The sequence below is a fragment of the Streptomyces sp. genome, from assembly GCF_019510245.1.
Lineage (GTDB): Bacteria > Actinomycetota > Actinomycetes > Streptomycetales > Streptomycetaceae > Streptomyces.
This window is the reverse complement of record NZ_JAEKKT010000146.1, coordinates 38529-62701: the sequence shown is the minus strand read 5'-3', so window position 1 is coordinate 62701 and position 24173 is coordinate 38529. Positions and strand designations below refer to the sequence as shown.

Annotated in this window: 20 protein-coding genes; 4 read left to right on the top strand and 16 right to left on the bottom strand. The window is 72.3% G+C overall.

All coding sequences use genetic code 11. From position 1 onward, the window contains the following. Both JF597_RS25475 and nrdR read right to left on the bottom strand, forming a co-directional pair. On the bottom strand, nucleotides 1–267 hold a 267-nt coding region (locus JF597_RS25475; RefSeq protein ID WP_293999120.1), incomplete at its 3' end, for a hypothetical protein. Nucleotides 268–432: 165 nt separating this feature from the next. Then, nucleotides 433–984 carry a transcriptional regulator NrdR gene (nrdR, locus tag JF597_RS25470; protein ID WP_293999117.1) on the bottom strand — a complete coding sequence of 184 codons (552 nt, stop codon included), beginning with the start codon at nucleotides 982–984 and terminating at the stop codon, nucleotides 433–435. 503 nt (nucleotides 985–1487) lie between these two features. On the opposite strand from nrdR, the gene lexA reads away from it, so the two are divergent. Continuing rightward, nucleotides 1488–2267, top strand: a complete 780-nt coding sequence (gene lexA, locus JF597_RS25465) for a transcriptional repressor LexA (RefSeq protein ID WP_133028126.1) — start codon at nucleotides 1488–1490, stop codon at nucleotides 2265–2267. 148 nt (nucleotides 2268–2415) lie between these two features. Here the strand turns inward: lexA and JF597_RS25460 are convergent, their stop codons facing one another. From JF597_RS25460 to JF597_RS25445, 4 genes are all read right to left on the bottom strand, one after another. Continuing rightward, nucleotides 2416–4398 (bottom strand): ATP-dependent DNA helicase, encoded by a 1983-nt coding sequence (locus JF597_RS25460; RefSeq protein ID WP_293999111.1) that lies wholly within the window; start codon nucleotides 4396–4398, stop codon nucleotides 2416–2418. Nucleotides 4399–4599: 201 nt separating this feature from the next. Continuing rightward, nucleotides 4600–5406: a GNAT family N-acetyltransferase gene (locus JF597_RS25455; protein WP_293999109.1), complete on the bottom strand. Its 807-nt coding sequence runs from the start codon at nucleotides 5404–5406 to the stop codon at nucleotides 4600–4602. A 131-nt stretch (nucleotides 5407–5537) separates the two neighbouring features. Continuing rightward, a complete protein-coding gene (locus tag JF597_RS25450) occupies nucleotides 5538–7430 on the bottom strand; it encodes an IucA/IucC family protein (RefSeq protein WP_293999107.1) in 1893 nt (630 codons plus the stop codon). Between the two features lie 292 nt (nucleotides 7431–7722). After that, on the bottom strand, nucleotides 7723–9237 hold the full coding sequence (locus JF597_RS25445; protein WP_293999104.1) for a diaminobutyrate--2-oxoglutarate transaminase family protein: 1515 nt from the start codon (nucleotides 9235–9237) through the stop codon (nucleotides 7723–7725). Between the two features lie 314 nt (nucleotides 9238–9551). On the opposite strand from JF597_RS25445, the gene JF597_RS25440 reads away from it, so the two are divergent. Continuing rightward, nucleotides 9552–10775, top strand: coding sequence for a hypothetical protein (locus JF597_RS25440; protein WP_293999101.1), 1224 nt, complete (start codon nucleotides 9552–9554; stop codon nucleotides 10773–10775). 151 nt (nucleotides 10776–10926) lie between these two features. On the opposite strand, the gene hflX is transcribed toward JF597_RS25440, so the two are convergent. From hflX to miaA, 6 genes are all read right to left on the bottom strand, one after another. After that, nucleotides 10927–12420, bottom strand: coding sequence for a GTPase HflX (gene hflX, locus JF597_RS25435; RefSeq protein ID WP_293999098.1), 1494 nt, complete (start codon nucleotides 12418–12420; stop codon nucleotides 10927–10929). Between the two features lie 207 nt (nucleotides 12421–12627). Next, nucleotides 12628–14133 (bottom strand): M1 family metallopeptidase, encoded by a 1506-nt coding sequence (locus tag JF597_RS25430; protein WP_293999095.1) that lies wholly within the window; start codon nucleotides 14131–14133, stop codon nucleotides 12628–12630. Nucleotides 14134–14202: 69 nt separating this feature from the next. After that, entirely contained in the window at nucleotides 14203–16344 is a 2142-nt protein-coding gene (locus JF597_RS25425) for an HD domain-containing protein (RefSeq protein ID WP_293999093.1), read from the bottom strand. Nucleotides 16345–16639: 295 nt separating this feature from the next. After that, entirely contained in the window at nucleotides 16640–17503 is an 864-nt protein-coding gene (gene dapF, locus JF597_RS25420) for a diaminopimelate epimerase (RefSeq protein ID WP_293999091.1), read from the bottom strand. Between the two features lie 145 nt (nucleotides 17504–17648). Continuing rightward, nucleotides 17649–18164, bottom strand: coding sequence for a hypothetical protein (locus JF597_RS25415; protein ID WP_293999125.1), 516 nt, complete (start codon nucleotides 18162–18164; stop codon nucleotides 17649–17651). A gap of 107 nt (nucleotides 18165–18271) precedes the next feature. After that, entirely contained in the window at nucleotides 18272–19210 is a 939-nt protein-coding gene (gene miaA, locus JF597_RS25410; RefSeq protein WP_293999089.1) for a tRNA (adenosine(37)-N6)-dimethylallyltransferase MiaA, read from the bottom strand. 183 nt (nucleotides 19211–19393) lie between these two features. Here miaA and JF597_RS25405 point away from each other — a divergent pair, with 183 nt between their 5' ends. Then, nucleotides 19394–19699 carry a hypothetical protein gene (locus tag JF597_RS25405; RefSeq protein ID WP_293999087.1) on the top strand — a complete coding sequence of 102 codons (306 nt, stop codon included), beginning with the start codon at nucleotides 19394–19396 and terminating at the stop codon, nucleotides 19697–19699. 33 nt (nucleotides 19700–19732) lie between these two features. Continuing rightward, the gene (locus JF597_RS25400) at nucleotides 19733–20041 is read left to right on the top strand and encodes an antitoxin (protein WP_293999085.1); all 309 of its coding nucleotides are present in this window, start codon (nucleotides 19733–19735) and stop codon (nucleotides 20039–20041) included. 107 nt (nucleotides 20042–20148) lie between these two features. On the opposite strand, the gene JF597_RS25395 is transcribed toward JF597_RS25400, so the two are convergent. From JF597_RS25395 to JF597_RS25380, 4 genes are all read right to left on the bottom strand, one after another. Continuing rightward, nucleotides 20149–20874: a class III extradiol dioxygenase subunit B-like domain-containing protein gene (locus tag JF597_RS25395; protein ID WP_293999082.1), complete on the bottom strand. Its 726-nt coding sequence runs from the start codon at nucleotides 20872–20874 to the stop codon at nucleotides 20149–20151. 10 nt (nucleotides 20875–20884) lie between these two features. After that, nucleotides 20885–21175, bottom strand: coding sequence for a hypothetical protein (locus JF597_RS25390; protein ID WP_293999079.1), 291 nt, complete (start codon nucleotides 21173–21175; stop codon nucleotides 20885–20887). 45 nt (nucleotides 21176–21220) lie between these two features. Then, nucleotides 21221–22747 carry a tRNA (N6-isopentenyl adenosine(37)-C2)-methylthiotransferase MiaB gene (miaB, locus tag JF597_RS25385; protein ID WP_293999077.1) on the bottom strand — a complete coding sequence of 509 codons (1527 nt, stop codon included), beginning with the start codon at nucleotides 22745–22747 and terminating at the stop codon, nucleotides 21221–21223. Between the two features lie 174 nt (nucleotides 22748–22921). Next, nucleotides 22922–23974: a serine hydrolase gene (locus tag JF597_RS25380; RefSeq protein ID WP_293999074.1), complete on the bottom strand. Its 1053-nt coding sequence runs from the start codon at nucleotides 23972–23974 to the stop codon at nucleotides 22922–22924. Between the last annotated feature and the right edge of the window lie 199 nt (nucleotides 23975–24173).

The window sequence follows — 24173 nt, the reverse complement described above, 5'->3', positions numbered from 1 at the left end:
GGTGCCGACGGCACCGCGGAAGTACTTGCTGGTGACGATGTTGACCGCGTTCACCGACCAGAAGTCGGGGAACTCGACGCCACGCTGCTCGAAGTTGACCGAGCCGTCGCGCCAGTTGGTCATGACGACGTCACGGCGCTCCCAGTTCACCTCGTCGTACGGGTGTACGCCGGGGGTGGTGTGGATGCGCTCGATACGCAGTCCCTTGGTGGCCTTGGTGCCCTTCGCGCGGGAACTCCGTGCCGGACCGCTCGCCGTCTCTGTCATGCCGCCTCCCTGTACGGGCTAAAACGCCCTGAAATGCCACGATGTTCCCGTGGCACACTGTTCTGTTTTCGCATCGCGGGCGCCCTCAGCTGCCACCCGCGACAAGTCCTGGATCGCCGTCCGGCGACCGGATCCGGGCCCTCCGCCCGGTTCCCGGCCTTCCCGTCAGCCGGCGATGTGAACGGGTGCGGGCACCTGTGCGCCCCCGCCCGGCCCGTGGTCGTCCTCCTGGCCCCCCGCTCCCGCGTCTTCGTCGTCCGCGGCGGGGTTCTGGGCCGCCCGCCTGAGCTCCGCGATCGCGGCCTCGAAGTCCTCGAGCGAGTCGAACGCCCGGTAGACGGAGGCGAATCGCAGGTAGGCGACCAGGTCGAGCTCCTGCAACGGGCCGAGTATGGCCAGCCCCACGTCGTGGGTGGTCAGCTCGGCGCTTCCGGTGGCGCGCACCGCCTCCTCGACCCGCTGGCCGAGCTGGGCGAGTGCGTCCTCGGTGACAGGCCGTCCCTGGCATGCCTTGCGCACACCGTTGATGACCTTGGTACGACTGAACGGCTCGGTGACTCCGGACCGCTTGACCACCATGAGCGAGCACGTCTCCACGGTCGTGAAACGACGGGAGCAGTCCGGACACTGGCGGCGCCTGCGGATCGACGTGCCGTCGTCGGTCGTACGACTGTCGACCACGCGGCTGTCGGGGTGCCTGCAGAAGGGGCAGTGCATGATCTCCAACCCTCCTCACAGCAGACTCAATGGCCTCGCTGGGCCACATGGGCCCCTCGAAGCAGCCCTAAGCATAGGCGATCTCAGAGAGACCGGAGACCCGGGGGACCACAACTTGTGGGCTGCGGTAGCAATCCAACCACTAGATGTGGTGATTGGCAGATACATCACCAGGACGCGCGTGTCGCACACGTACCGCGACGGCGGATACGGAGATACCGTGGGCGCCGCACGGAGGTCACGTGCGACTCCGGCGCAGATGGGGACGGACATCCCGGTCGGCGGCGGTCCGGATGGCAGACTGGGCACACCCACAAGGCCGTCCCCCGGCGGTGAAGAGTACAACAATGGGCTCTTTTGCCTGCCGGGTACCGCGTGAGCCATACACCCAGACATGCGATCACGTACGGTGAACCGCGTTTTTTCACTCGAACGTGTGTTTGGCGCAACCTTTCGAAAGCAACTACCGTTGTCCAGCAGGGAGACCATCGAGAGGGGCCGACGTGACCACGACCGCAGACAGTGCCACCATCACCGCCCAGGACCGCTCCCAGGGCCGACTCGACCCGGTGCATGCCATGAACGAAGCCGTGAATCCCGAGGGACACAAGCGTTCCCTGCCGGGCCGACCCCCAGGCATCCGGGCGGACAGCTCGGGCCTCACCGACCGGCAGCGCCGGGTGATCGAGGTGATCCGGGACTCGGTGCAGCGCCGGGGCTACCCGCCGTCGATGCGGGAGATCGGACAGGCCGTTGGCCTGTCCAGCACGTCCTCGGTGGCGCACCAGCTGATGGCACTGGAACGCAAGGGCTTCCTGCGCCGCGACCCGCACCGCCCGCGCGCGTACGAGGTGCGCGGCTCCGACCAGGCCGTGACCGTCCAGCCCACGGACACCGCCGGCAAGCCCGCCGCGTCGTACGTCCCGCTGGTCGGCCGGATCGCCGCCGGTGGGCCGATCCTCGCCGAGGAGTCGGTCGAGGACGTCTTCCCCCTCCCCCGGCAGCTGGTCGGCGACGGCGAGCTGTTCGTGCTCAAGGTCGTCGGTGACTCCATGATCGAAGCGGCCATCTGCGACGGCGACTGGGTCACCGTCCGCCGCCAGCCGGTCGCCGAGAACGGCGACATCGTCGCCGCCATGCTCGACGGCGAGGCCACCGTCAAGCGCTTCAAGCGCGAGGACGGCCACGTCTGGCTCCTCCCCCACAACGCGGCCTACGAGCCGATCCCCGGCGACGACGCGACCATCCTGGGCAAGGTCGTCGCGGTGCTGCGGCGCGTGTGACGCCTGCGGCGGGCGGTCATCTGCCCGCCCTCCGACCGGGCCCCGGAACCCCTGCGCCGGTTCCGGGGTCCTGCACTGTCCGGACCCGGGGGTCACCTGCCTCGGATGATGGGTTGGCCTGACCGGCACCGCCCAGGCCAACCCGCGATCACTCCGCCGCGGCCTCCGCCTGCCGCGCCGCCGCGTCGATCGCCGCGAGCGACCTGCGGACCTGGTTCCGGTCCGTGGTGTACCAGAAGTCGGGCAGCGAGGACTTGAGATATCCGCCGTACCGCGCGGTGGCCAGTCGCTGGTCGAGTACGGCGACCACACCGCGGTCCCCCGACGCGCGTACGAGGCGGCCGGCGCCCTGGGCCATCAGGAGCGCGGCGTGGGTGGCGGCGATCGCCATGAAGCCGTTGCCGCCGGCGTCCTCGACGGCCTTCTGCCGGGCACTCATCAGCGGGTCGTCCGGACGCGGGAACGGGATCTTGTCCATGACGACCAGCTGGCAGCTGGGACCGGGGACATCGACACCCTGCCAGAGCGACAGCGTGCCGAAGAGACAGGTCCTGGGGTCCGCGGCGAAGTTCTTGATCAGTTCGCCGAGGGTCTCCTCGCCTTGCAGGAGTACCGGGAAGTCGGGAATCCGGACGCGCAGTTCCTCGGCGGCCTGCTGCGCGGCCCGCATCGAGGAGAACAGGCCCAGCGTGCGGCCGCCGGCGGCCTGGATCAGCTCGGTCAGTTCGTCGAGCATGTCGGCGCGGTCGCCGTCCCGAGCGGGGCGCGACAGGTGCTTGGCGACGTAGAGGATGCCCTGTTTCGGATAGTCGAAGGGCGAGCCGACGTCGACGCCCTTCCACTGCGGGAGGTCCTCGCCCTCCGTGCCCTCCGGGGCGAGGCCGAGGGACGCGCCGACTCCGTTGAAGTCGCCGCCGAGCTTGAGGGTCGCCGAGGTGAGCACGACCGAGCGGTCCGCGAAGAGCTTCTCCCTGAGCAGGCCGGACACCGACATCGGGGCGACCCGGAGGGAGGCGCCGAAGCGGTCGTGGCGCTCGTACCAGACGACGTCCCACTCGGAGCCGTTCACGATCCGCTCCGCCACGTCGTGCACGGTCTCCACGGAGGCGAGCGCCTGCTTGCGGACGGCGTCCTCGTCCTGGACGGACTTGTCGCGGGTGGTACCGAGCGCGGAGATCACGGTGCGGGCGGCATCCCTGAGCGCCGCCAGGGCGTAGCCGAGATCCTCCGGGATCTCCTCCAGACGGCCCGGCAGGGCCAGCTCCATCAGCCGCTCGAAGCCCTCGGCGGCGGTCTGGAGCTGGTCGGCGGCCTTCTCGTCGACCAGTTTGGCGGCGCGCCGGACCGCGCGGTTGACCTGACCCGGGGTGAGTTCGCCGGTGGCGACGCCCGTGACGCGGGAGACCAGTTCGTGCGCCTCGTCCACGATCAGCACCTCGTGCTGCGGGAGCACCGGGGCACCCTCGATGGCATCGATCGCGAGCAGGGCGTGATTGGTGACGACCACCTCGGCGAGCTTCGCGCGCTCACGGGCCATCTCGGCGAAGCACTCGGCGCCGTAGGCGCACTTGGACGCGCCGAGGCACTCCCGGGAGGAGACCGAGACCTGGGCCCAGGCCTTGTCGGAGACGCCCGGTGTGAGGTCGTCGCGGTCGCCGTTCTCGGTCTCGTCGGCCCAGTCGCGCAGGCGCAGCAGGTCCTGACCGAGTTTGCTGGTGGGCGCGGCCGCCTCGAACTGGTCGAAGAGGCCCTCCTCCTCGTCCTGCGGCATGCCCTCGTGCAGCCGGTGCAGGCACAGATAGTTCGACCTGCCCTTGAGCATGGCGAACTCCGGGCGCCTGCGCAGCAGCGGGTGCAGGGCGTCGACGGTGCGCGGCAGATCGCGCTCGACGAGCTGTCTCTGCAGGGCGAGGGTCGCCGTCGCGACGACGACCCGCTCTCCGTGGGCGAGGGCGGGCACCAGGTAGCCGAGCGACTTTCCGGTGCCGGTGCCGGCCTGGACCAGCAGATGGGATCCGTCGTCGATCGCTTCGGCGACCGATTCGGCCATGGTCACCTGGCCGGGGCGCTCCGTACCGCCGACAGCTGTGACAGCGGCATGCAGGAGTTCAGGGAGTGAGGGCTTCGTCATAGCGCGACCACCCTACGACCCGGCACTGACAACCGGGCGATCAAGGCAGGGACGGGGGGTGGGATCACGCCGGGGCTCCTGGACCGGCAGACAAGGACGGAGGGACGGGCCGGACGTCGAAGCGCTCGGAATTCTCTCGGACGGCCGGGAACTCGATCGGTCGCCGCTTCGTACTACATGTGTACACGCAATCACTCAGCGCTACATCAGATGACGTAGGGACCGGTCCCGGATCATGAGGGCGGCCCGTTTGCCAGGCAGGTCGACCTCGGAGGCGTAGCGGAAGCCCGCGTTGAGGAAGGCGGCCACGGAGGGGGTGTTGTGCAGGTCGGGTTCAGCGACGACGCGCGCACAGGCGGGGCGACGGTCGAGCACGAGGTCGGCCACGGCTCTGAGCAGGGCGGACCCCAGTCCCCGTCCCCGGTCGGCGGCATCGCCGACAAGGAGGTGGACGCCGGTGTCGTGCGGGCGGGCCGGATAGTGGCGGGCGAGTGGGTCCAGGTCGGCCCGGTAGATCTCCCAATAGCTCATCGGGGTGCCGTCGAGCACACCCAGGCACGGCACGCTGCGGCCGTCCCCGGCGAGCTGGGCCCGCAGATGGTCCTCCGTCCGCGCCCCTGAGCCGGCCAGCTGCCAGAACGCGGCCACGGCGGGGTCGTTCATCCAGCCGCTGATGACCGGCAGGTCGCGTGCCACGTGGACCGGCAGCAGGTGGAAGAGGCCGACCGGGGTCTCGGTCGGGCCCCAGGTGCCGACCTGGTCGAGCAGGTCGGGCGGCCCGGGCGGGTCCAGGGGGCCGCGTCTCTCGTGAGTGAGCCCGGCGGCCGGTTCGTCGGCCTCGGGGGTCGTCCCGGCGATGAGGGCGAGGAGTTCGCCGGGCAGGCGGAGGTCCAGGGTGTCCTCGCAGTCCCTCACGTCCTCGGCCGTTCCGGAACGGCCGGGGTGGCCGGCGGGTCGGGGGTGGGCCGGGACGGGGCCTGTGTCGGCGCTCGCGTCGGTGGGAGGCATGTGCGCTCCTGTCAGGAGACGAGGTGGGTCATGTTCCTCGGTCGGTGGATGAAGGGAGGTGAATACGGCTCGGTCGATGCGGTCGGTCGGCGATGGGCGGCGCACAAGGGCCGGAAGCGGTGTCGGTGAGGTCAGGAGGGCGCGGAGTGGAGGGGGTTGGCGATGGTGACGTAGACGGACTGGGTGTCGACCGGGCCCTGGAGTTCGTCGAGGCCGTGCAGGCGAGTCAGCAGGTTGGCCTTGCAGCGCAGGACGGGTGAGTCGAGCAGGCGGCCGGGCAGGGGGCTGCGCAGCCGGGCGGGTCCGGTGGCGGCGTCGGTGAGGAAACGGCGGAACGCCGCGAGCAGCAGGCGCTCGTCGGCCAGCCGCTGGGAGCCGAACGCGCCGATCAGGCCGAGCACGTTGTTGATGCCGAGGTAGTAGGCGAAGCGTTCGTCGGTGACCTCGTCGGAGACGAAGGTGTCGCTGTTCTCGCCGACACCGGGCAGCCTGGAGTCGAGTTCGGCCCGTCGGGACTCGCGGAAGTAGTAGCCCTGGTTGTCGCGGTAGCGCCCACCGGCCGGCCAGCCGTCGGCGTCCAGCAGGAGGAGGGTGTTCTGCTGGTGCGCCTCCAGGGCGATGCCGGCCTCGCCGTCCAGCCAGAGGATCGGGCGGACGACCTGCTCCAGGTAGCGCAGGAACCACTCGGCGCTGACGGCACCCACGGGCCGGCCGGTGCGCTCGGCGAGCAGGGAGACCACCCTGGCCAGCCGGGACCGGTACGGGCGGGGCCCGCCGTTCGCCGCCGGGACGTCGAGAGGCCGGGGCGTGACCAGTCCGGCGACACAGGACACGTCGTCGGTGGGGGTGAACGGATTGTGCCGGATCACCACGTCGAGCCCGGGTACGGGCCGGCCGTCCAGGCCGTCGACGGCCAGCCAGGCGGGGTCGCGCAGGATGTCGAAGCCGGGGTGGGCGGCCTGCCACTGCTTCGCGAGGCCGGTACGCAGCAGGCGGTGCACCTCGACACCCCGATGGAGTTCCTTGCGGAGGTTCTCCCGGCGGGAGTTGGTGATGCGCAGGCCGAGGGACAGCTTGAGCATGGCGGGGGCACCGGTGCGGTGGACGGTGCGCACGGAGGAGGTGGGAGACCAGGAGGCGCCGAGCGGTCCGAGGTCGCGCAGGAGCCCGGCGTCGAGGAGGGCGGCGGTCTGCTGGCGGTGCCCGATCTCGCGGACCTGCCAGGGGTGCAGGGGCAGGGCGGCGGCGCAGCCGTCGGGCAGGGGCAGGCCCGTGCCGGCCAGACGTTCCATGAGGTGCGGCGCGGGGACGGGACGGCCTCGCTCGGTCCAGGCCGAGTCGGTGGCGAGCAGGGAGGAGGCGACCGCGATCCAGTGCAGGGGGAAGGAGCCGCGCAACTCCGGTGAGTAGAGCCGGGCTTCGGACTCGGTCAGGCCCTCGCGGCTCTTCGGGGTCGGGTGCAGCGGGTGCCCGAGGAGCAGCGCCTGCTCGGCGGCGAGGAAGCGGTCGGGGCTGTCGGCGGGGCGGGCGCGCCGGTCCGCGATGAAGGTGGCGGTGCGGCGCAGGGAGTCGGCGACCCGGGCCACGAGGTCGGCGGTGTCCGCCGGCCCCGTGGGCGTCTCGCGGGTGAGCAGGGCGGCGAGGGTGACGGCGTCGACGGGTGGGGCGGTGTCGGGGGCGCCGGCCAGCCGGGGCGTGCCGAAGCGGTGCCATCCGGTCGGGGACCAGTGGCGGACCGGGGTGACCAGGGCCGTACCGCTGCCGGGGAGCGGGATGCGGAGGGTGCCGGTGTCGGGCGTGGGCAGGTTCGTCTCGCGTACCCAGCAGCGGAGCAGGTTCTCCACGGCGGCGGCCTCGGCGGCGATGTACGGGTCGGGGTGCTCGAGCAGGTCTCCCGTGTCGTCGCGTGGCCGCTCGGTCGGAAAGGTGCGGCCTCGTTGCTGGGGGACCGCCTCGGCGAGCGGAAGGGGGCGTCCCTGTGCGCCTTGGTCTCCGTTGTCGTCGGGCGCGGGGGTGGCGTTCAAGGCGGGTTCCTCGGGGCTCGGGCGGTGCGGTGTTCGGCGGCGTGCCGGCGACCGGGCTGGTCGGGTGGTGAGTCGACTGGTGAGTGTCCTGGTGAGAGGAGTACGGATGATCCGAGCGGTCCGGACGGCACCGGCCGTCCGAGCGGCCCCGACGGCGGTTCGAGCGGTCCCGACGGCGGTTCGAATGGCCCTGGCGCGCCGGGCGATCCCGGTGACGGGTTTCCTCCGCAGGGTTCGGTCGGCGGGTTCGTGCCGGGGCCGCCGGCCGGTCGGGGCCTTCCCGGTACGCGGGTCAGCCGTCCGGTTCGTTGCGGCCCTCGTCTCGTCGGGGCCGGACGCCGTGGGCGGCCGGGTCGCGGGCCACGGCGGTCACGGCATCGGCGAGGCGGTCCAGTACGGCGGCGGCCTGTTCGTCGGTGATGGTCAGTGGCGGCAGCAGTCGTACGACGCCGGCGTGGCGGCCGCCGAGTTCGACGATCAGGCCCCGTTCCAGGCAGGCGCGCTGCACGGCCGAGGCCAGTTCCGGAGCGGCGGGACGCGGCCCGGGCCGGAGGTCACCGTCCCACCCGTTCGCCGCGGCGTCCCGCGCGGCGATCGCGTCACCGCCCCCGTGGGCGCTCGCCCGACTCTCGTGGTCCTCCGCCTCTCCCGTGGGCTCTTCCCGCTCCGGGTCCACCAGTTCCATCCCGATCATCAGGCCGCGCCCCCGCACGTCTCCCACGCACGCGAAGTCGTCCTGGAGCCGGCGCAGCTGGGCGAGCATCCGGGCGCCGAGCACGCCCGCTCGTTCGGCGAGGGCGTTCTCGCGGACGTGGGCGAGGGTGGCGGTGCCGGCGGCCATGGCGAGCTGGTTGCCGCGGAAGGTGCCGGCGTGGGCTCCGGGCTCCCAGACGTCGAGGTCGTCGCGGTAGACGACGACGGCGAGGGGAAGGCTGCCGCCGATGGCCTTGGAGAGGACCATCACGTCGGGGGTGACGCCGCTGTGTTCGACGGCCCAGAAGGCGCCGGTCCTGCCCACCCCGGTCTGGATCTCGTCGGCGATCAGGGGGATGGCACGGTCGGCGGTGAGCCGGCGCATCCGGCGGAGCCAGTCGTCCGGCGCGGGGATCACCCCGCCCTCGCCCTGGACGGGTTCGAGGATCATGCCGGCCGGGAGGGGGACGCCGGACTTGGGGTCGTCGAGGACGGTCTCGGTCCAGCGGGCGGCGAGTTCGGCGCCGCGGGGGCCGCCGACGCCGAACGGGCAGCGGTAGTCCTGGGGATAGGGCAGCCGGGCGACGCGGACGTCGCCGGCTCCGCCGGAGGCGGCCAGGGCGCCGGTGGTCATCCCGTGGTAGGCGCCGGTGAAAGCGAGGATGCCGGTGCGGCCGGTCGCGGCCCGGACGAGTTTGAAGGCGGCCTCGACGGCGTCCGTGCCGGCGGGCCCGCAGAACTGGACGCGGGCGCGGTCGGCGAGGCCGGGCGGCAGGGTCCGGAACAGTTCGGTGATGAAGGCGTCCTTGACGGGGGTCGCCAGGTCGAGGACGGAGAGTGGGGCACCGGAGTCGAGGACCTTGCGGACCGCTTCCAGCACGACGGGGTGGTTGTGGCCGAGGGCGAGGGTGCCGGCGCCGGAGAGGCAGTCCAGGTAGCGGCGTCCGTCGGCGCCCTCGATGGTCAGGCCGCGGGCCCGCACCGGCACGATGGGCAGGGCGCGCGCGTAGGTGCGTGCCCGCGACTCACGCGCCGACTGACGCCTCAGGATCCCCTCCTGTGCCGCGCGCGCTCCCCCGAAGGTCTCACCGGTCACCGGTTCCGTCACGGCCACGGCTCGCTGTCCTCCCCGCTGTCCAGAGGCGAGTTGATCGGCGGGCACCGGGCACAGGCAGCCGGACCCCCACCGCTACCAACCGCGGACCGCCCAGCGGGTTACGGGTCGTCTCAAGATCATTGCCGAGAGCCGCTGGAACGCGCACTCGCGACGACACCGGTCACCTGCGACGCGTCGATCCCACCTGCGAACCGGGGTCGCCCCGCTGGTGGGGGCCGTAGCAGAACCGTTGCCCATCCATCGGGAGCGCCGCACAGCGAGCGCATAGTGTGTGGCGCTGAAGTTCTTCAGCAACAGGGGGAGTCACCACCATGCGATCCATCCGGCCGTCGTTCGCCCTGCCAGGTGGAGGGGGCGCGCCGCGTGCGGTGGCGGCCGTCGCCCTCGCCTCGGCGCTGGCGCTGACCGCCACCGCCTGCAGCGGCTCCGGGGACGACAACGCCGGCGGCCCGGCGTCCGCGTCCGCCACGGCCGACACCGGTGACGGCAAGATCAGGATCCCGGACGACATCAGGAACAGGCTCAAAGAGCACGGGATCGACATCGACAAGTGGAAGCACGGCGCCTGGAAGAACTGGGACAAGGACGACTGGCTGCGCGAGGCCAACGACTTCATCAACCCCATCATCAAGGGCCTGTGGAACCCGGACCGGATGCGGGACGCCGACGACCCCGACAAGGACAAGGGCGTCGACGACAACGACCTCTCCGGTGACCAGGGGGTCACCGACCCGACGCCGCAACCGGTCCAGGCTACGGCGGTGCGGCCGGCGTACCACGCGAGCGCGGCCACGGCCGGGAAGGTCTTCTTCGACTCCCCCGAGGGCACGATGGTCTGCTCGGCGACGATCGTCGAGGACCCGGCGCACCCGGGCAAGTCCAACCTGGTGTGGACGGCGGGGCACTGCGTGCACGCCGGCAGGAACGGCGGCTGGTACCGCAACATCGCGTTCGTGCCGTCGTACAACGACAAGGGGCTGACCGGTTCGGCGCTGGCGGCGGCGACCCGTGCGGAGGTCGCACCGTACGGCGTCTGGTGGGGCGACGGGGCGCAGACCTCGCAGCAGTGGATCGACCAGGGCGGTGAGACGGGCGGCCAGGGGGCGTCGTACGACTACGCCGTGATCCATGTGACGCCCGAGCAGGGCAGTGGTGGCAAGTCGCTCGAGGAGACGGTCGGTTCGGCGTTGCCGGTGAACTTCGACGCTCCTGCGGTGCCGAAGGTGTCGAAGATGACCGCCACCGGGTATCCGGCGGCGAAGCCTTACGACGGGTCGCTGTTGTACCAGTGCGCCGGCAGGCCCGGGCGGCTGTCGGTGGACGCGGCGGCGCCGACGATGTACCGGATCGGGTGCACGATGACCGGCGGGGCGTCCGGGGGCGGCTGGGTGGAGACGGGTGCCGACGGCAAGCCGGCGCTGGTGTCCAACACGTCGATCGGGCCGGTCAGTTCGGGGTGGCTGGCGGGGCCGCGGTTCGGGGACGTGGCCAAGGGGGTTTACGAGGGGGTCAGCAAGGAGTTCGCCGATCAGTGAGGAAGGTGGGTGTCGCCTTCGCGCCGTGGTGCACCTGGTGCGCCGGCGACTGACTCGCCGTCATGGCTGATCGCGCAGTTGTTCCCCGCGCCCCCAGGAAAGCGAACGGGCCGCCCCCTGAAAAGGGAGCGGCCCGTTCGCTTACGAACTGTCACGCGGCCGGAGCCGGGACGTACGGCGCGAGTTCCGCCGCCAGTTCCTCGTGGACGCGGACCTTGAGGAGGGTGCCCTCGGCGGTGTGCTCCTCCGAGAGGACCTCGCCCTCGTTGTGGGCGCGGGCGACCAGCTTGCCGTGGGTGTACGGGACCAGGGCCTCGATCTCGACCGACGGGCGGGGCAGCTCGTTGTCGATCAGGGCGAGGAGTTCCTGGATGCCCTGGCCGGTGCGGGCCGAGACCGCGAGCGAGCGCTTCTCGTTGCGCAGCAGGCGCTGGAGGACCAGCGGGTCGGCCGCGTCGGCCTTGTTGATCACGACGATCTCGGGTACGTCGGTGGCGCCGACGTCCCTGATCACCTCGCGTACCGCGGCCAGCTGCTCCTCCGGGGCCGGGTGCGCGCCGTCGACCACGTGGAGGATCAGGTCGGAGTCGCCGACCTCCTCCATGGTGGAGCGGAACGCCTCGACCAGGTGGTGGGGCAGGTGACGGACGAAGCCGACGGTGTCCGCGAGGGTGTAGAGCCGGCCGCTGGGCGTCTCCGCGCGGCGGACGGTCGGGTCCAGGGTCGCGAACAGGGCGTTCTCGACCAGGACACCGGCGCCGGTGAGGCGGTTGAGCAGGGAGGACTTGCCGGCGTTGGTGTAGCCCGCGATGGCGACGGACGGCACCTTGTTGCGGCGGCGCTCCTGGCGCTTGATCTCGCGGCCGGTCTTCATCTCCGCGATCTCCCGGCGCATCTTCGCCATCTTCTCGCGGATCCGCCGCCGGTCCGTCTCGATCTTGGTCTCACCGGGACCGCGGGTGGCGAGGCCGCCGCCCTTGCCGCCGCCCATCTGGCGGGACAGCGACTGACCCCAGCCTCGCAGCCTCGGCAGCATGTACTGCATCTGCGCGAGCGAGACCTGCGCCTTGCCCTCGCGGGACTTGGCATGCTGGGCGAAGATGTCCAGGATCAGGGCGGTCCGGTCGATGACCTTGACCTTGACGACGTCCTCCAGCTGGATCAGCTGGCCCGGGCTGAGCTCACCGTCGCAGATGACGGTGTCCGCGCCCGTCTCGACGACGACGTCGCGGAGCTCCAGGGCCTTGCCGGAGCCGATGTAGGTGGCCGCGTCGGGCTTGTCGCGGCGCTGGATGACGCCGTCGAGGACGAGCGCGCCCGCGGTCTCGGCGAGGGCGGCCAGCTCCGCGAGGGAGTTGTCCGCGTCCTGCATGGTGCCCGAGGTCCACACCCCGACCAGCACGACCCGCTCCAGGCGGAGCTGCCGGTACTCGACCTCGGTGACGTCCTCGAGCTCGGTGGAGAGGCCCACGACACGGCGCAGGGCCGCACGCTCGGAGCGGTCGAACTGGTCGCCGTCCCGGTCTCCGTCGATCTCGTGGCTCCAGGCGACGTCCTCTTCCATCAGGGCATCGGCCCGAAGACCGTCGGGGTAGTCCTGCGCGAGGCGCCTGGTGTCCTGGGAAGGGGAAGAAGAGGAGGTCATTGGGTCCTTACGTCGATGGGAGTGCCGAAGCCGGCCTTCGACTTCTCAACGTACGAGTACCCCGGGAGATTCCCCGCGACCCGTACCGTGCGACCTGAGCCGGCCCGAGCCGGCCTGTGGCCGGCGGTGCCGGCCTGTGCCGGCCCCACGATGGTCGCACGGTACGCCCCGTCCCGGCACCGTGTTATTCCGGGGGCCGCCGTGCCGTCACTTCTTGGTCTGCTTCTTCGGGGCCGCGACCTGCTTCCAGTCCGGGTGGCCGGGCATCGGCGGGGTCTTCTCGCCGTACAGCCAGGCGTCGAAGAAGCCGGTCAGGTCGCGGCCCGCGACCGCGGAGGCGAGGCGGACGAAGTCGGCGGTGGTGGCGGTGGCGTCCCTGTGCCGCTGGACCCAGATCCGCTCCAGGCGCTCGAAGGCGGGCTTGCCGATCTCCTGGCGCAGGGCGTAGAGGGCGAGGGCGGCGCCGTCGTAGATGTTGGGGCGGAAGATGCTGATCTTCTGGCCGGGCTCGGGCGCCTTGGGCAGGGCGGGCGGTCCGCCGGCGGCGCGCCAGCGGTCGGAGGCGCCGTACGCGGCCTTCATGCGGTCGATCATGGGCTGGTGGCCCTTCTCCTCGGCGTACAGCTCCTCGTACCAGGTGGCGTGGCCCTCGTTCAGCCAGACGTCGGACCAGACGCGGGGGCTGACGCTGTCGCCGAACCACTGGTGGGACAGCTCGTGCACCATGACCGACTCGATGTACCACTTGGGGTACGCGGGCTCGGTGAAGAGGTTCTTCTCGAAGAGGGAGAGGGTCTGGGTCTCCAGCTCGAACCCGGTGGACGCCTGTGCCATGAGCACGCCGTAGGTCTCGAACGGGTACGTCCCGACCTTGCTCTCCAGCCAGGCGATCTGGTCCGGGGTCTTGGCCAGCCAGGGTTCGAGCTTCTTGGCGTCGGCGCTCGGGACGACGTCCCGGACGGGCAGGCCGTGCGGTCCGGTGCGGTGCAGCACGGCGGAGCGGCCGATGGAGACCTGGGCCAGCTCGGTGGCCATGGGGTGCTGGGTGCGGTAGGTCCAGGTGGTCTGGCCGCCGACCCGGGCGGAGTCGGTGGGCAGGCCGTTGGCGACGACGGTGTAGCCGTTCGGGGCGGTGACGTGGAAGGTGAACATCGCCTTGTCGGACGGGTGGTCGTTGCACGGGAAGACCAGGTGGGCGGCGTCGGCCTGGTTGGCCATGGCGAGGCCGTCGGTGGTGCGCACCCACCCGCCGTCCTGGCCCTTGGCGGAGACCGGGTCACTGGTGTGCTTCACCGTGATCCGCGTCCAGTCGCCCCGCCGCAGCGGCCTGTCCGGCGTGACGACCAGGTCCTCTCCGGCGGCCGCGAAGGCGGCCGGCCGGCCGTCGACCTCGACGGACTCGACCTTGCCGTGTGCGAAGTCGAGGTTGAGGCGTTCCAGGTCGGCGGTGGTCCAGGCGTCGATGGTGGTCACGGCCTGCAGCGGCTTGTCGTTGCTGCCCCGATAGGTGAAGGAGAGGTCGTACGACGCCACGTCGTACCCCGGGTTGCCGAGGTACGGGAAGAGCCGGTCGCCGAGGCCGAGCGGGGCCGGCGGGGCGCTCGCGCCGAGGAGGGCGACGGTGACGGCGGAGGCGAGGAGGGCGGCGGCCCGCCGGTGCCGGAGCGGTCGGGCGGCACGCTGTGACGGGCGGGTGCGGAGGGTGAGCGGCATGGACCACCGCTACCAGCACACCCCACGCTCACGGCGACGACGCGCGACCGAACCACTCGAACGAGTAGGTCACTGGTGTTGCGCTCGGCCGACGTCGTATACACCGGGCACGTTGCGCATCGCGCGCATCAGGGCGGGCAGGTGGGCCGCGTCGGGGAGCTCGACGGTGTACGTGTGCCGGACGCGCTGCTGGTCGGGGGGTTCCACGGTCGCCGAGACGATCTCGGCGCCCTCCTGGGCCATCGCCTCGGTGAGGTCGGCGAGCAGGTGGGGCCGCCCGAACGATTCGGCGACCAGGGTGACCCGGCAGGCGGTGCTGTCGCCCCAGGTCACGGCCACTTCGGGCCGCCCGGTGCCCTTCATGTGCGCCACCGAGGCGCACTCCACGCGGTGCACGGTGACCACTCCGCCGCGCACGGCGAAGCCGGTGACCTCGTCGGGCGGTACGGGGGTACAGCAGCCGGCGAGCCGCACGGTCGCGCCGGGGCGGTCGGCGACCACGGCGCTGGCGGTCCGGGAGGGGGTGCCGGGTGCGGTGCCGGTGGCCGGGAAGTCGGGGACGGGGCGGCTGGGGGCCGGGGCCGGCGGTTCCCCGGTGCTGTCCGGGTGGGCGGCGAGCCAGCGCTGGATGGCGATCCGGGCCGCCGGGGTGTGGGCGTGCTCCAGCCACTCCCGGGAGGGTTCGGAGGCCGGGTCCTGGCCCATCAGGAGCTGGACGGTGTCACCGTCCGTGAGGACGGTGCTGAGGGTCGCGAGGCGGCCGTTGACGCGGGCGCCGATGCAGGCGTGGGCGTCCTCGCCGTACTGGGCGTAGGCGGCGTCGACGCAGGTGGCGCCCTCGGGGAGGCCGAGGGTGCCGCCGTCGGGGCGGAAGACGGTGATCTCGCGGTCCTGGGCGAGGTCCTCGCGCAGGGTGGACCAGAAGGTGTCGGTGTCCGGGGCGGCCTTCTGCCAGTCGAGAAGGCGGGAGAGCCAGCCGGGGCGGGTGGGGTCGGCGCGCTCGCCGTCGGCCGGGGCGTCGGCGGTCTCGGCCGCGGGGGCGTCGGCGGCCGGGGCGTAGGGGTTGCCGAGGGCGACGACGCCGGCCTCGGCGACCTTGTGCATCTGGTGGGTGCGGATGAGGACTTCGGCGACCTGTCCGTCGGCGCGGGCGACCGCGGTGTGCAGCGACTGGTACAGGTTGAACTTCGGTACCGCGATGAAGTCCTTGAACTCCGAGACCACCGGGGTCATGCACGTGTGCAGTTCGCCGAGGACGGCGTAACAGTCCGCGTCCTCGTTGACCAGCACCAGGAGCCGGCCGAAGTCGGCGCCGCGCAGCTCGCCGCGTTTGCGGCTGACGCGGTGGACGGAGACGAAGTGCCGGGGGCGGATGAGGACTTCGGCCGGGATGTCGGCCTCGCGCAGCACGCCGCGCATCTCGTCGGCGATCCCCGCGAGGGGGTCGTCGGTGCGGGCCGCGTTGGCGGCGATCAGCTCCCGGGTGTGCTCATACTCCTCGGGGTGCAGGATGGCGAAGACCAGGTCCTCCAGCTCGGTCTTGAGCGCCTGCACGCCGAGCCGTTCGGCGAGCGGGATGAGGACGTCACGGGTGACCTTGGCGATGCGTTCCTGTTTCTCGCGGCGCATCACGCCGAGGGTGCGCATGTTGTGCAGACGGTCGGCGAGCTTGATCGACATCACCCGGACGTCGCTGCCGGTGGCGACGAGCATCTTCCGGAACGTCTCGGGCTCGGCGGCGGCCCCGTAGTCGACCTTCTCGAGTTTCGTCACCCCGTCGACCAGATAACGGACCTCCTCGCCGAACTGTTCCCGCACCTGGTCGAGGGTCACATCGGTGTCCTCGACGGTGTCGTGGAGCAGAGACGCCGTCAGGGTCGTGGTCTCGGCGCCGAGTTCGGCGAGGATCAGGGTGACCGCGAGGGGATGGGTGATGTACGGCTCGCCGCTCTTGCGCATCTGGCCACGGTGCGAGGACTCCGCCAGCACGTAGGCGCGGCGCAGGGGCTCGAGGTCGGCGTCGGGGTAGTGGGCGCGGTGCGCCTCGGCGACGTGCCCGATGGCGTCGGGGAGTCTGCCGCGAGCGGCGTTCCCGAGCAGCGCGGCCCGGCCGAGCCGGCGCAGGTCGATCCGGGGGCGGGCCTTCCTGCGGACCGCCGCCGCGGGCGCTACGGGACCGGGCGTCGCAGGGTTCGTGGCGTCCGCGCTCATGGGCACCTCCGGCTCGTGGACCGGTGGACGGGGCCCCAGGGCATACGAGGCTCAGGGATTGGCGACGTTCCCCCGTCCGTGCCGGTGCTTGATGCTATCGAGCCCACCGCGCCCGATTGACCGCCTCCCGCCGAGCGTGAAACGGATCACCCAATCGAGCGACAATTTCGAGGTTTACGATTTTGCGCCACCTGTTCGGGGGGTGGCCCACGTTTCTCGCCATGCAGGGCAACGCGAGCCGTGGATCCGGGTGTTGGAGTATCGCCCGGACCACCGATTACGACCTGCGGTCAGCTCAACGGACGGCGTTTTCCAGCCATTCGGCGTCGATCTCGCCCGTGGCGACAATCACTGCGGGGCCGGTCATCTCGATCTCGCCGTCGGGCCGCTCGGTGATGACGAGCCGTCCGCCGGGCACGTCCACGGTGTACGTCGCCGGGGCGCCGGTGACCGAGGGGTCGGCGCCGTCGCGGCGGGCGGCGGCCACGGCGACCGCGCAGGCGCCGGTGCCGCAGGAGCGGGTCTCGCCGGAGCCGCGCTCGTGGACGCGCATCGCGACGTGGCGGGGGCCGCGGTCGACGACGAACTCGACGTTGACCCCTTCGGGGTAGGCCGACGGTGGGCTGAAGGGGGGCGGGGTGCGGAGGTCGCCGGCGTCGGCGAGGTCCGCGACGAAGGCGACGGCGTGCGGGTTGCCCATGTTCACGTTCCGCGCGGGCCAGGTGCGGTCGCCGACGCTCACGGTCACGTCGCCCTCGGGGAGGCGGGCGCTGCCCATGCCGACGGTGACGTCCCCGTCCTTCGCGAGGTGCACGGTCTTGGTGCCGCCGCGGGTGGCGACGGTGAGGTCGCCCTCCGTGACGTGGCCCGCGTGCTGGAGGTAGCGGGCGAAGACGCGGACGCCGTTGCCGCACATCTCGGCGATCGAGCCGTCGCCGTTGCGGTAGTCCATGAACCACTCGGCGTCGGCGGCCATCCCCTTGGCCTCGGGGTGCGCGGCGGACCGTACGACGTGCAGCACGCCGTCGGCGCCGATGCCGGCGCGGCGGTCGCAGAGGGCGGCCACGGCGGCCGGGGTGAGGTCCAGGGCGTTGTCGGGATCCGGGACGATCACGAAGTCGTTCTGGGTGCCGTGGCCCTTGAGGAAGGGGATGCTCATTCTTCGAGGGTAAGGGAGGCGTGGGTGGTGGTTCGGGTGGTGGGTTCGGCTGCGGGCCGGTGGGGGCTGGTCGCGCAGTTCCCCGCGCCCCTTTCGGGGCGCTCCGGTGACGGGCGCTTTCCGCGCAGCCCTACTTCGGCGCGGGTCAGCGCAGGCGCGCTACGCGCCACACCGCCAGGACGGCCACGATCGCCACCAGGACCACGTAGCCGATCACCACGCGCCAGTCGGGCCTGCGGCCCGAGCCCCGGGCCGGGAGGCCGGGCCAGGTGTAGCCGACCTTCCTCGCCGCCATCATGCCCCAGCCCGCCGCGCAGGAGCAGATCAGCAGGCCCAGCATGGCGATCACCGCGCCGCTGTCGCCGAAGTCGAAGGCCAGCGGGAAGGCGAACATCAGGGAGCCGACCGCGGCCAGGCCGACGATGGGGGCCAGCTGCCACAGGCGCAGGCGCCGCTGCGGGCGGAGCTCCACCTCGACCTCGGGGCCGCTCGCGAACATCTCCTCCGGCTCGGGGCCGTCGGCGGTGACGCCGCCGCCCACCGTGTCGTCCGGACCGTCCGGCGAGAGTCGCCCCTCGCCTTCCTCGACGTCACCCGGTTCAAGGGCCTCTACGGCGACGTGCTCGGTGTCGTGTGCGGTGTCGCGAGGGCCGGCCTCCATCGCCACGCGCCCTCCCAACCTAGGACTCCACTTGCGATCGAAGCTCGATGATGGCACGGCGCCGGAGCCCTCGATGACCGGTGGCGCATCCCGATGCCATGACGTGATCAGGCTGTGACCGGTCGTTCGACCAACGCCAGGGCCTGCCGCGGAAGTTCCTCGCGGTCCGCCGCGGCCCCACTCAACCAGTGCACCCGGGGGTCGCGCCTGAACCACGAATCCTGCCGGCGCGCGAAGCGCTTGGTGGCACGGACGGTCTCCGCCCGCGCTTCCGCTTCCGTGCACTCGCCGGCGAGCGCCGCCAGGACCTGCTGGTAGCCGAGGGCACGCGACGCCGTGCGTCCCTCGCGCAGCCCGTGCGCCTCCAGTGCGCGCACCTCGGCCACCAGCCCGGCCTCCCACATCCGGTCGACGCGCAGCGCGATGCGCTCGTCGAGTTCGGGGCGGGCCACGTCGACGCCGATCTGGACGGTGTCGTAGACCGAGTCGTGGCCGGGCAGGTTGGCGGTGAAGGGGCGCCCGGTGATCTCGATCACCTCCAGCGCGCGGACGATACGGCGGCCGTTGCTGGGCAGGATCGCGCGGCCCGCCTCGGGGTCGGCGGCGGACAGCCGGGCGTGCAGGGCGCCGGAGCCCCGCAGGGCGAGCTCGTCCTCCAGGCGGGCCCGGACCTCGGGGTCGGTGCCGGGGAACTCCAGGTTGTCGACGGCGCCGCGGACGTACAGCCCGCTGCCGCCGACCAGGATCGGCCAGCGGCCCTCGGCGAGCAGGGCGTCGATGCGGGCGCGGGCGAGCCGCTGGTACTCGGCGACGGAGGCGGTGACGGTCACGTCCCAGATGTCGAGCAGGTGGTGCGGGACGCCGGCGCGCTCCTCGGGCGTCAGCTTGGCGGTGCCGATGTCCATCCCCCGGTACAGCTGCATGGAGTCGGCGTTGACGACCTCCCCACCGAGCCGCTGGGCCAGGAAGACGCCGAGGTCGGACTTTCCGGCCGCGGTGGGGCCGACGACGGCGATGACACGGGGGGCGGAGGGTGCGCTGCTCACCGCACCAGTCTCGCAAACCTCCGGGACCGGTCTCGAACGAGTTACGTGACGGAGCGTGTCCGGCTTCGTTGCCCGTTGCGAGGCTCCCGCCACCGCCGCCGAGAGGCCGCGACCGGTCCGGCGCAATCGGACGCACCGGGGTCACGCGGGATTTCGCTCGCACGAGTAACGTATGGAGTGGATATGGGCGTTTTTGCACGGTTCCTTGGGAAGAAGCAGAAGGCGTCGGAAGAGCCGAGGACGCCGGAAAAGCCGGAGGTCGAGGCGTCGGCCGGCGCCGAGCCGGACGGGCCCGGACCGGAGAACGCCGCCGAGGAGGCGGCGGAGGCCGTGGCCGAGGCGAAGGGCTCCGGCGAGGACGACGGCCGGGACGCGGACGCGAGGACGGAGACGGAGCGCGCCGCGGCCACCGCCGACACCGAGATCCCCCAGCAGCAGTCCGCCAGGGAAGCCGCCGACAACGAGGCCGGCGAGGGCGCCCGCACATAACGGCCTGCGAGGGAAGCCATAGGGAAGGTAACCATGGGTCTTTTGGACAATTTGAAGGCCAAGCTCGCCCCGGCCAAGGACAAGGCCTCTCACTTCGCGCAGCAGCACGAGGACAAGGTCGACAAGCTCCAGCACGGCATCGACAAGGCCGCACGGGTCGTCGACGAGAAGACCAAGGGCAAGTACAGCGACAAGATCCAGACGGGTACGGGCAGGGCCAAGGGCGCCATGGACCGGTTCGTGCACCCGGACGCCATGGGCGGTACGACGCCCGGCATGGGCGGTACGACGCCCGGCCCCACCGCCCCGACCCGGCCGGAGGGGCCGCCGCCGGCTTCCTGAACCGGGCGGGTCCCGGAAATGATCGGCGGACGGCCGAGAGTCACCCGACTCCCGGCCGTCCGCCGTTTCGGCACGCGTCCGGCACGGGGGCGCGGTGCGGCCGGCGCTCAGGACCAGGTCGCCACCAGGTAGCAGACACCGTACGGTGCGTCGTCGTGGAGGAGGGCCCCGCCGAGGTCCGCGCCCTCGGCCGCGCCGGCGAGGACCTGCCAGGGGGCGCGGCCGGCCGCCTTGAGCTGGTACGCCAGGTCGGCGTCGAGGGCCTTGAGCGCCTCGATGTCGGCCGCGCCGAGCGCCCGGGCGACCTCGGCGTCGAAGGGGGCCGCCCGTTCGTCGAGGTAGCCGGGTGCCTTGAGGGTGCGGCAGGCGCTGGCGTCACCCATGACCAGCATCGCCACCCGCGCGGCCCGGCCGGCGATCTCCCGGCCGGCCCGGACGCACCGCTCGGCCTCCAGCGACTCGCCGACGCCGAGCCCCTCGACGGGGGCGCCGGACCAGCCCATGCGCTCCAGCAGCCAGGCGCCGACGGCGAGCGACGGCGGCAGCTCCCGCTCACCGGCCGCGTCCGGCCCGCCTGCCGGTCCGCCGCCCAGCCGTACGTCGACCTCGGCCCCGAAGCCCCGGAAGGTGCCCCGGCTGCCCTGCGGGAACACGCCCCGCCCCGGCTGTCCGGCGGGCCCCACCACCACCAGGAGGTCCGGCCGGGCGGCGGCGAGCACCCCGAGCGCGTCGGCACAGGCGGCACGCGCGGCGTCCAGCTCGGCCGCGGCCCCCGCGGCGACCTCCGGGACGAGGACGGGCGGGCAGGGACAGACTGCTGCTGCGACAAGCATGATCGGCAGCCTACTGCGGGTACACGGGCGCGGGACCGCTGCTCCACGCCAGTTCCGCCAGCCGGTAGAACACGCGGTGCGTGGACACCATGCCGTCGATGTGGACGTAGTACTCGTCCCCCTCCCCCATCCGGAACACCTCACGGCGCTGCTGGCGCAGGCCCGCGCGCGGGCGGTGGGTGCAGGCGACCTCGTACAGGGTGGCCCGGGCCTGCTCCAAGGTGCCCTCGAAGCGGGTGACCTCCTCGACCCTGTAGTACTCCCCGTTCCCGAACTGCACGACAACCACCCAGCGCGCCATGCTCCGCCCCCGGCTTCTGATCGACGTGGGGAGTATGGCGCGTGTTCAGTGCGCCGCACAGCCTCCGGTGACCGCCGGCAGCGGCTCCGGCACGCCGATCTTCGGCAGCCCCAGCAGCACGCCGGCCGGCTTGGCCGCCTCGGCCGCGTTCCGCTTCTCCCAGGCGTCGCCGGCACGGGTGCGGCGGACGGCGAGCGTCGGGCCCTCGGCGAGGAGGTGGTGCGGGGCGGCGTAGGTGATCTCGACCGTGACGACGTCGCCGGGGCGGACGTCCTGGTCGGGCTTGGTGAAGTGGACCAGGCGGTTGTCGGGGGCGCGGCCGGAGAGGCGGTGGGTGGCGCCGTCCTTGCGGCCCTCGCCCTCGGCGACCATCAGGTCCAGCGTGCGGCCGACCTGCTTCTTGTTCTCGTCCCAGGAGATCTCCTCCTGGAGGGCGACGAGACGCTCGTAGCGCGCCTGGACGACCTCCTTGGGGATCTGGTCCTCCATGGTCGCGGCGGGGGTGCCGGGCCGCTTGGAGTACTGGAAGGTGAAGGCCTGCGTGAAGCGGGCCTCGCGCACGACGTGCATCGTCTGCTCGAAGTCCTCCTCGGTCTCGCCGGGGAAGCCCACGATGATGTCGGTGGTGATCGCCGCGTGCGGGATCGCGGCCCGCACCTTCTCGATGATCCCGAGGTAGCGCTCCTGCCGGTAGGAGCGGCGCATCGCCTTCAGGACGGTGTCCGAGCCGGACTGGAGGGGCATGTGCAGCTGCGGCATCACGTTCGGGGTCTCGGCCATGGCCGCGATCACGTCGTCGGTGAAGTCACGGGGGTGCGGGGAGGTGAACCGGACCCGCTCCAGGCCCTCGATGCTCCCGCAGGCCCGCAGCAGCTTGCTGAACGCCTCGCGGTCGCCGATGTCGGAGCCGTACGCGTTGACGTTCTGGCCGAGCAGGGTGATCTCGGAGACGCCTTCGGCGACCAGGGCCTCGATCTCGGCGAGGATGTCGCCGGTGCGCCGGTCCTTCTCCTTGCCGCGCAGGGCCGGGACGATGCAGAAGGTGCAGGTGTTGTTGCAGCCTACGGAGATCGACACCCAGGCCGCGTAGGCGCTCTCGCGCCGGGTCGGCAGGGTGGAGGGGAACGCCTCCAGCGACTCCGCGATCTCCACCTGGGCCTCTTCCTGGACCCGGGCGCGCTCCAGCAGGACCGGCAGCTTGCCGATGTTGTGCGTGCCGAAGACGACGTCGACCCAGGGCGCCTTCCGCACGATGGTGTCGCGGTCCTTCTGCGCCAGGCAGCCGCCGACCGCGATCTGCATACCGGGGCGGGACGCCTTCCTCGGCGCGAGCCGGCCGAGGTTGCCGTAGAGCCGGTTGTCGGCGTTCTCCCGGACCGCGCAGGTGTTGAACACGACCACGTCGGCGTCGCCGTCCGAGCCCTCGGGGGCGCGCACGTAACCGGCGTCCTCCAGCAGCCCGGACAATCGCTCGGAGTCGTGGACGTTCATCTGGCACCCGTAGGTGCGCACTTCGTAGGTCCTGGGTGCCTGAACGTCCACTACCGGGCTCCGGTCGCTGCTGCTGGTCATGGCTCAAGGGTAGGCGGTCGTGAACGCGGCCCGTGTCGGCCGCCGCCGCTTCACCGACGCACCGGGAACACGCACTCCCCTGCCCTGCCGATGTCCCGGTTGCGACCTGAGTCGTGCTGGTGGGCAGGCGGTCCCCGGAGACCCAGGTCCCGGCCCTTCGGGCAGGGCGCACCGTCAGGCGAAGGCGACTGAGCGGAACGCGTCGCGGATGTGACCGAGGGGTCCGGGGTCGCCGGCGTAGTAGAGCTCGTTGGTCAGCAGGACGGCCCAGCGGCCCTGTTTCGGAGAGAGCCAGGCACCCGCCCCTGCGGGGCCGTGGGGCACCCAGATGTCGTCGGTGCCGGGATCGGTGCCCGGGGCAGGGCGCCAGAACAGTCCGCCGGCGGATGTGGGGTCGTCGCCGGTCCTGATCCGCAGCGACTCCCGGGTCCAGGCGGGGCCGAAGCCGGGTCGTCCGCCGTCGTGGCCCGGCTGCAGCACGTGGCGGAGGAAGGCCGCGAGGTCGGGGAGGGCGGAGAACGCACCGCAGCTGCCGCAGACTCCGCCCAGCAGCCGCGCGGGCCGGCCGTGGGCGGTGCCGCGCAGGCGGGTGCCCGTGACGTCGTCGAGTCCGGTCGGTGCGCAGCGGGCGGCCGCCTCGCCGGGCAGGGGTCCGTAGCAGGTGCGTGTCATGCCGAGGGGCTGCCACACGCGGGTGGCGGCGAGGGCGTCGAGGCCCTGGCCGGAGACTTCCTCGGCCAGGAAGCCGAGGACGAGGGCGGCGCGGTCGGTGTGCTCCACGGCCTCCCCGGGTGGACGGCGCACGGCTTCGCGGAGGACGCCGTCGCGGATGTCCCGGGGGCGGGTGCCGTACAGGTCCCCGAGGTCGGTGAGGGGCGGGACGCCTGTGGTGTGGGTGAGCAGGTGGCGGGCGGTCACCCGGCCCAGGGGGTGGCCGCGCACCTCGGACCAGAAGTCGCCCAGTTGCTCGTCGAGGTGCAGCTTGCCGTCCTCGACGAGGGCTCCGACGACCGGCCACACCGCGAGGATCTCCGTGAGGCCGCCGACGTCGAAGACGGTGTCGTGCCGCATCGGTTCGTCGGGGCGGTCGGGATCCAGGACGCCCGGGGTGCCGATGACCATGTTCGAGCGGTCGCCGACGGCCCAGACGGCGCCGGGGTAGACCTTGTCGCGGACGCCTTCGCCGACGAGCCGGCGGATGCGGTCGATGTCTAGGTCGAGGGCCATGGTCTCCCGATCTGTCCGTCCTGGGCCGTGCGGCCTCGCGTCGCTCAGCGTAGTGAGATGCGTGCGGAGGGTGTGGCTGCGCCACGGGCGGGCCTTGCACGCAGGCCGCCGAGGCGGCGGGCGCGGCGTGCCGGCCACCGGGGCGGCGCGCCTGCCGGCGCGGCGTTGCACGGGTGGCGGGCGCCGCCGACCGGCTGAG

What these genes read in the sequence shown, in the direction of transcription:
- nrdR (WP_293999117.1), bottom strand. Translation starts at nt 984, where the DNA reads ATGCACTGCCCCTTCTGCAGGCACCCCGACAGCCGCGTGGTCGACAGT.
- JF597_RS25460 (WP_293999111.1), bottom strand. Translation starts at nt 4,398, where the DNA reads ATGACGAAGCCCTCACTCCCTGAACTCCTGCATGCCGCTGTCACAGCT.
- JF597_RS25455 (WP_293999109.1), bottom strand. Translation starts at nt 5,406, where the DNA reads ATGCCTCCCACCGACGCGAGCGCCGACACAGGCCCCGTCCCGGCCCAC.
- JF597_RS25440 (WP_293999101.1), top strand. Translation starts at nt 9,552, where the DNA reads ATGCGATCCATCCGGCCGTCGTTCGCCCTGCCAGGTGGAGGGGGCGCG.
- hflX (WP_293999098.1), bottom strand. Translation starts at nt 12,420, where the DNA reads ATGACCTCCTCTTCTTCCCCTTCCCAGGACACCAGGCGCCTCGCGCAG.
- JF597_RS25430 (WP_293999095.1), bottom strand. Translation starts at nt 14,133, where the DNA reads ATGCCGCTCACCCTCCGCACCCGCCCGTCACAGCGTGCCGCCCGACCG.
- JF597_RS25425 (WP_293999093.1), bottom strand. Translation starts at nt 16,344, where the DNA reads ATGAGCGCGGACGCCACGAACCCTGCGACGCCCGGTCCCGTAGCGCCC.
- dapF (WP_293999091.1), bottom strand. Translation starts at nt 17,503, where the DNA reads ATGAGCATCCCCTTCCTCAAGGGCCACGGCACCCAGAACGACTTCGTG.
- JF597_RS25415 (WP_293999125.1), bottom strand. Translation starts at nt 18,164, where the DNA reads ATGGAGGCCGGCCCTCGCGACACCGCACACGACACCGAGCACGTCGCC.
- JF597_RS25405 (WP_293999087.1), top strand. Translation starts at nt 19,394, where the DNA reads ATGGGCGTTTTTGCACGGTTCCTTGGGAAGAAGCAGAAGGCGTCGGAA.
- JF597_RS25400 (WP_293999085.1), top strand. Translation starts at nt 19,733, where the DNA reads ATGGGTCTTTTGGACAATTTGAAGGCCAAGCTCGCCCCGGCCAAGGAC.
- JF597_RS25395 (WP_293999082.1), bottom strand. Translation starts at nt 20,874, where the DNA reads ATGCTTGTCGCAGCAGCAGTCTGTCCCTGCCCGCCCGTCCTCGTCCCG.
- JF597_RS25390 (WP_293999079.1), bottom strand. Translation starts at nt 21,175, where the DNA reads ATGGCGCGCTGGGTGGTTGTCGTGCAGTTCGGGAACGGGGAGTACTAC.
- miaB (WP_293999077.1), bottom strand. Translation starts at nt 22,747, where the DNA reads ATGACCAGCAGCAGCGACCGGAGCCCGGTAGTGGACGTTCAGGCACCC.
- JF597_RS25380 (WP_293999074.1), bottom strand. Translation starts at nt 23,974, where the DNA reads ATGGCCCTCGACCTAGACATCGACCGCATCCGCCGGCTCGTCGGCGAA.